Here is a 5,394-nt window from a genome sequence, read left to right as displayed (position 1 = left end):
GCTTCGCCGGCCAGGGCTCGGTCTCGGTGACGGCCGGCAGCTACACCGACACCGCCGGCAACACCGGTAGTGCGGGCTCCGACACGGTCGCGATCGACAGGGAGAACCCTACATTTACGGCTTGGACTTACGAGACATCCGGCGGATCGAGCAAAAGGATTGTTGTGACAGGCGTTTCCGACGCTGTCTCTAGCTTTACCATTACCGATGCCGGAACACCGCTCACCTGGGCTTCGATAGTCAAGAACGGTTCCACTTGGACCTTTACAGATATCGCAAATGGGGCGCAGCTCCAAAACCACACGTTGACCGTGACTGCTACGGATCCAGCCGGGAACACGTTCTCGATGACGCATGCAGCTCCCGCCGGCACCTCCGGCGAGCCAATCAATCTCGCCTTCACCGATCCATCGCATGAGGGTGCGCTCATCACCGTCACGGTGAAGGACGTGCCTTCGGGATGGACCATCGACGGTGCAACCCACAACGCCAACGGGAGCTGGACGGTTCAGACCAACGACCTGCACGGGCTGACGGTCACCACGCCTGCCGATTTCGCGGGGGCCGTGGTGCTCGACGTCTCGATGACCTGGACCAACGCAGACGGCACGACGGGAAACATGTCGATCGCCGACAATGTCGAAGCCTACGCGCCGGGCTCGCCGATCTTCGCCTGGTCCGGTGACGACGTGCTGACCGGATCGAGCGGCAACGACCTGTTCGTCTTCTCACAGCCGATCGGCAACGACACGGTGCACAATTTCGACGCGGCGGCGGACCAGATCGACCTTATCGGCTACAACGGATTGGCAAGCTTCTCCGATCTCCAGGCGCATATGGCGGACGACGCCAACGGCAACGCGGTGATCACGCTTGGCGACGGGCAGTCGATCATGCTTGACGGCGTGCACTCGAGCGCACTCACCGGAAGCAATTTCGTCTTCGATCAGACACCGGTGGTCAACAATTCCGGGACCATGACGATCGGCGACGGCGCTCTGCTGCCGCTGAGCGGCATTATCAACAACAGCGGCCTCATCACGCTCGACTCGATGGGCGGCGATACGCTGCTGCAGGTCATCCAGCATGGCGTGACCCTGCAGGGTGGCGGGCAGATCCTGCTGTCCGACAGCACCGCCAACGTCATCTCCGGCACGGGGCCGGACGTCACGCTGGTCAATGTCGACAACACGATTTCGGGCGCCGGTCAGCTGGGCGGCGGGATGCTCAGCCTCGACAACAGCGGCACCATCATCGCCACCGGCTCCCACGCGCTGGTCATCGACACCGGAGGCAGCGTCGTCGTCAATTCGGGAACGCTGGAGGCAACCGGCTCCGGCGGCCTTACGATCACCGGCGGGCTGGCGAATTCCGGCATGCTGTGGGCCAATGGCGGCAACATTCACATCAACGGCCAGGTCACTGGCGACGGCGATGCCACGATCGGCAACCTGTCGAAGCTGGAGTTCGGCGGCGCCTCGTCGACGGACGTCACCTTCGCGGCGGATGCCGCCGGCACATTGCAGCTGGACGATTCCTTCGATTTCAGCGGAAGCATCGCCGGCATCACCAATGACGACAAGGTGAACCTCGAAGACATCCTGTTCGGCACGGGAACGTCCGCTGCCTATCAGGCGGACCTCGACGGCACCGGAGGAACGTTGACCGTCTCGGACGGCACGCACAACGCCACGCTCCACCTGCTCGGCGTCTACGATGCCCACAGCTTCACACTTGCCGACGACGGCACCGGCAGGACGGTGGTGCAAGTGAGCGACTTTGTGATGTGAACCAAAAGGAGAGCCGCGCGGACAGGCGCGGCTCTCCTGATGCTGCCGGTTCCTGGTTCAGCTTACGAATTAAGGTTTACGGCAGGAATAGGAAGGGAACCGCATGGCCGATCGAAGGATCAGGAGTAGTATCGGTTCCGGGCGTGGACAGGGGGGCGGTTTTCCGCTGGGTATTTGAGTCTCGACAACAAATCCAAGATCGTGAGGGACGCCCTTCGGGCATGCCGCCGTTATTTCCTGGTTGCGGCGGCATTCAGCCTGGCGATCAATCTGCTCTACCTCGCGTCCCCCCTCTACATGCTGCAGATCTACGACCGGGTCGTCACAAGCGGCAGCGAAACCACGTTGGTGATGCTCACCCTGGTGTTGCTGGCGGCCTTCCTTTCCTTGGCCGGCCTCGATCTGGTGCGCGCCTCCATCCTGACGCGTGCCAGCGCGCGGCTCGACCGGTTGCTGTCGGCAAAAGTCCTCGCCGCGTCGGTCGAGACCCCATCGCCGGGCTCCTCACAAAGCCAGCCGATCCGCGATTTCGACACGTTCAGGCAGGTGATCACCGGCAGCGGCATCCATGCCCTGTTCGACCTGCCATGGTCACCCATCTACATCGGCATCATCTTCCTGCTGCATCCGTGGCTCGGCTTCTTCGCACTGGGCTGTTCGCTGCTCTTGATCGCCATGGCCGTGCTCACCGAGTATCTCGTGCGTTCGCCGCTGAAGCAGGCCAACGACCTGGCGACGACCAACTATAATTTTACCGAAATGAGCCTCAGAAACTCGGAAGTCGTTCGCGCCATGGGGATGATAGACGGTCTCATCCGCCGCTGGGGGCGCGACCGCAACCTGGCGCTGCGGCGCCAGGCGGAGGCAAGCGACCGCGCCGCCCTGATGTCCGGTCTGATCCGGTTCCTGCGGCTCACCATGCAGTCGCTGATCCTCGGCCTCGGCGCCTATCTGGTGATCGAGCGGCAGATCACCGGCGGCACCATGTTTGCGGCGAGCCTCTTGCTGGGCCGGGGGCTACAGCCGGTCGAGCAGATCGTCGGCCTTTGGCGCAGCCTGATCCTGGCCCGGGCGGCGTTGGCAAGGGTCGAGAAGCTGGTCGACGGGGGCGCGCTGAACGAAAGATCTTTCAACCTGCCGAAGCCCACCGGCAAGATTTCGGTCGAGCAGGTCAGCTTTGCAATTGCCAGCCAGCAGAAAGTGCTTCTCCGCGACGTATCATTCCGGCTGGACGCAGGCGAGGCGCTGGGAATCGTCGGCCCTTCCGGCGCCGGCAAGTCGACGCTGGCGCGTCATCTCGCGGGCGTCATGCAACCCAGCCGCGGCACCGTCCGGCTGGACGGGGCCGACCTGTCGCAATGGGGACACGACGCGCTCGGCGACCACATCGGCTACCTGCCGCAGGATATCGAACTCTTCTCCGATACGGTCGCCGCCAACATCGGCCGCTTCAAGACCAATGTCGATCAGGAGGTGATCGAGGCCGCGCGGCTCGCCGGCGTGCATGAGATGATCATCCGCCTGCCCCAGGGTTATGAGACGCAGATCGGCGAAGGCGGCGCAGTGCTGTCGGGAGGATATCGGCAGCGGATTGCTCTTGCCCGTGCGGTATTCGGAACGCCGAACCTGATCATTCTCGACGAGCCGAGCTCCAATCTCGACGCCGATGGCGACCGTGCGCTGAGCGAGTGCGCGATCGAGCTCAAGCGCCGCGGCAGCACAGTGATCATCGTCTCGCACCGGCCTTCGACCTTGGCCAATGTCGACAAGATCCTTCTGTTGCGCGATGGCGCCGTCGAGGCCTTCGGGATGAGAAACGAGATCGTGGCGCTCCTCAACCAGCGCGCGGCTCCAGTCGCGGTGGCAACCCAATGAGCTGTGGCCGGAGAGATCGATGAGCGACGGCGCCCTCACCTACCGGAGCCTGCCCGGCGAAACCGGTATCCTGGCCCCGGATTCGATCCGGGTGCCGGCCTGTGTCGGCCTGCTGATCATCATTGCCTTCTTCGGCATCTTCGGCGGCTGGGCGGCTTTTGCCCCGCTGAACGGCGCCGTGCTCGCCGACGCTGTCGTCAAGGTGGAAGGCAATCGAAAGAGCGTACAGCATTTCGACGGCGGCACGGTGAAGGAGATCCGCGTCAAGGATGGCGACATCGTCAAGGCAGGCGATGTGCTGGTGGTGCTCGACGACACGCACGCCCGTTCCGAATTCAACCTCTATTCGCAGCAATATGCGTTGTTGCGCGCTACCGATGCCCGCATTCGTGCGGAGCTCGACGGCCATGAGGCAGTCGCCTTTCCGAAGGACATCACCGCTGAGCACCAAGCCTATCTGCAGGACGCGATGGCCAACCAAATTGCCGACCTTGGGAGCCAGCGCGCCTCGATGGCCGGTGCCAAGCAGATCCTGCAGAAACGGATAGCCGAACTCGACGAGCAGATCGATGGAAAGCAGGCGCGCGTCGAATCTTTTCGTGCGCAGCTCAAGTCGACAATTGACGAAAAGGCAGGCCTCAACAAGTTGCTGAAGGCCGGCCTGACAACGCGCACGCGTGTCCTGGAGCTCGACCGCTCCGCCTCCGATCTGCAGGGCCTGATCGACCAGACTCTCGGCGATATAGCCGGAAACCGCCAGAGTAAGGCCGAGCTTGAAAGCCAGATTGCGCAGCTCACCAACGAGCGCCGCGCAAAACTCTCAACCATGCTGATCGACGCCCAGTCCAACCTCGCCGATCTAGTACCGAAAATGTTCGCCGCGCAAGCCACGGTCGACCGCGCCGAAGTGCGGGCGCCCTATGACGGCCAGGTGATGAATCTCACCGTTTTCTCGACCGGCGCGATCGTCGCCCCCGGCCAGACCATCCTCGACATCGTGCCGACTAGGAATTTGTTGATCGTTCAGGCGCAGGTGAAGGTCGAGGACATATCCAGCCTGCGCGCCGACATGACGGCCGAGGTCCGCTTCACGTCCTACAAGCAGCGTTCGATACCGGTCATTCATGGACGGGTCACCCGCATTTCGGCGGATCGCGTCACCGACAGCAAGACCGGGCTTCCCTACTATCTTGCCGACGTAGCGGTCGATCCCGCGGAATTGGCCGCGGCCCCACAGATTGCGCTTTATCCGGGCATGCCGGCCTCAGTCATGATCGTCACCGAGGAACGCACCGCACTGGACTACATTTTAGGCCCCCTGGTTGTGTCGTTCCACTCCGCGTTTCGCCAGAAGTAACGAGCTTCGCGCCCAACATATTCGCGTTTTTCAATTTGCGGATCGCGGTCCAAGGTAGGTGGCGAGACCCATCTTATTCGATGGTCTGCGCCATCTCCAAGGCGGCCCTACCCCTTGAACTGACCCCATAAAGTTGGACGGTTCATTGAGTTGGTAGGTTTAAGGGCTGGTTCCTGTATTGCACAGGGGCCAGCCCTTTCAGTTTCAGTTTGATGCGGCGGTGGTTGTAATAGTCGATGTAGTCCGTGATGGCGTCGTCCAGGCTTTGAACGGTGTCGAAGGTTCCGGGATACCCTCCGGCGAAGGCCGCCTTGCGAGAGGATGGCACGGTAGCGAGGCTGCGCTCTTAAGGTCGTCCTTACGAGCGAAGTT

The 5,394-nt window shown here is 62.4% G+C and carries 3 protein-coding genes and 1 pseudogene; 3 read left to right on the top strand and 1 reads right to left on the bottom strand.

From position 1 onward, the window contains the following. Positions 1 to 347: 347 nt before the first annotated feature. The 3 genes from NKH22_RS31350 to NKH22_RS31340 all read left to right on the top strand — a co-directional run bounded on the left by NKH22_RS31350 (position 348) and on the right by NKH22_RS31340 (position 5,022). Entirely contained in the window at positions 348 to 1,790 is a 1,443-nt protein-coding gene (locus NKH22_RS31350; RefSeq protein ID WP_352912422.1) for a hypothetical protein, read from the top strand. Positions 1,791 to 1,991: 201 nt separating this feature from the next. Next, positions 1,992 to 3,665 carry a type I secretion system permease/ATPase gene (locus NKH22_RS31345; RefSeq protein ID WP_352912421.1) on the top strand — a complete coding sequence of 558 codons (1,674 nt, stop codon included), beginning with the start codon at positions 1,992 to 1,994 and terminating at the stop codon, positions 3,663 to 3,665. Positions 3,666 to 3,684: 19 nt separating this feature from the next. Then, positions 3,685 to 5,022: an HlyD family type I secretion periplasmic adaptor subunit gene (locus NKH22_RS31340; RefSeq protein ID WP_352912420.1), complete on the top strand. Its 1,338-nt coding sequence runs from the start codon at positions 3,685 to 3,687 to the stop codon at positions 5,020 to 5,022. A 142-nt stretch (positions 5,023 to 5,164) separates the two neighbouring features. Here the strand turns inward: NKH22_RS31340 and NKH22_RS31335 are convergent. Then, a pseudogene (locus tag NKH22_RS31335) lies at positions 5,165 to 5,317 on the bottom strand (IS3 family transposase); the annotation flags it as partial. Positions 5,318 to 5,394 lie beyond the last annotated feature (77 nt).

This window comes from Mesorhizobium sp. M1252 (assembly GCF_040318265.1).
In the GTDB taxonomy this organism is placed as follows: Bacteria; Pseudomonadota; Alphaproteobacteria; order Rhizobiales; family Rhizobiaceae; genus Mesorhizobium.
The sequence above is the reverse complement of the archived record's forward strand: the minus strand, read 5'-3'. Positions and strand labels throughout refer to the sequence as shown.

Bases quoted from the DNA above. Each gene is read 5' to 3' on its own strand.
- NKH22_RS31350 (WP_352912422.1), top strand. From the start codon at position 348: ATGACGCATGCAGCTCCCGCCGGCACCTCCGGCGAGCCAATCAATCTC.
- NKH22_RS31340 (WP_352912420.1), top strand. From the start codon at position 3,685: ATGAGCGACGGCGCCCTCACCTACCGGAGCCTGCCCGGCGAAACCGGT.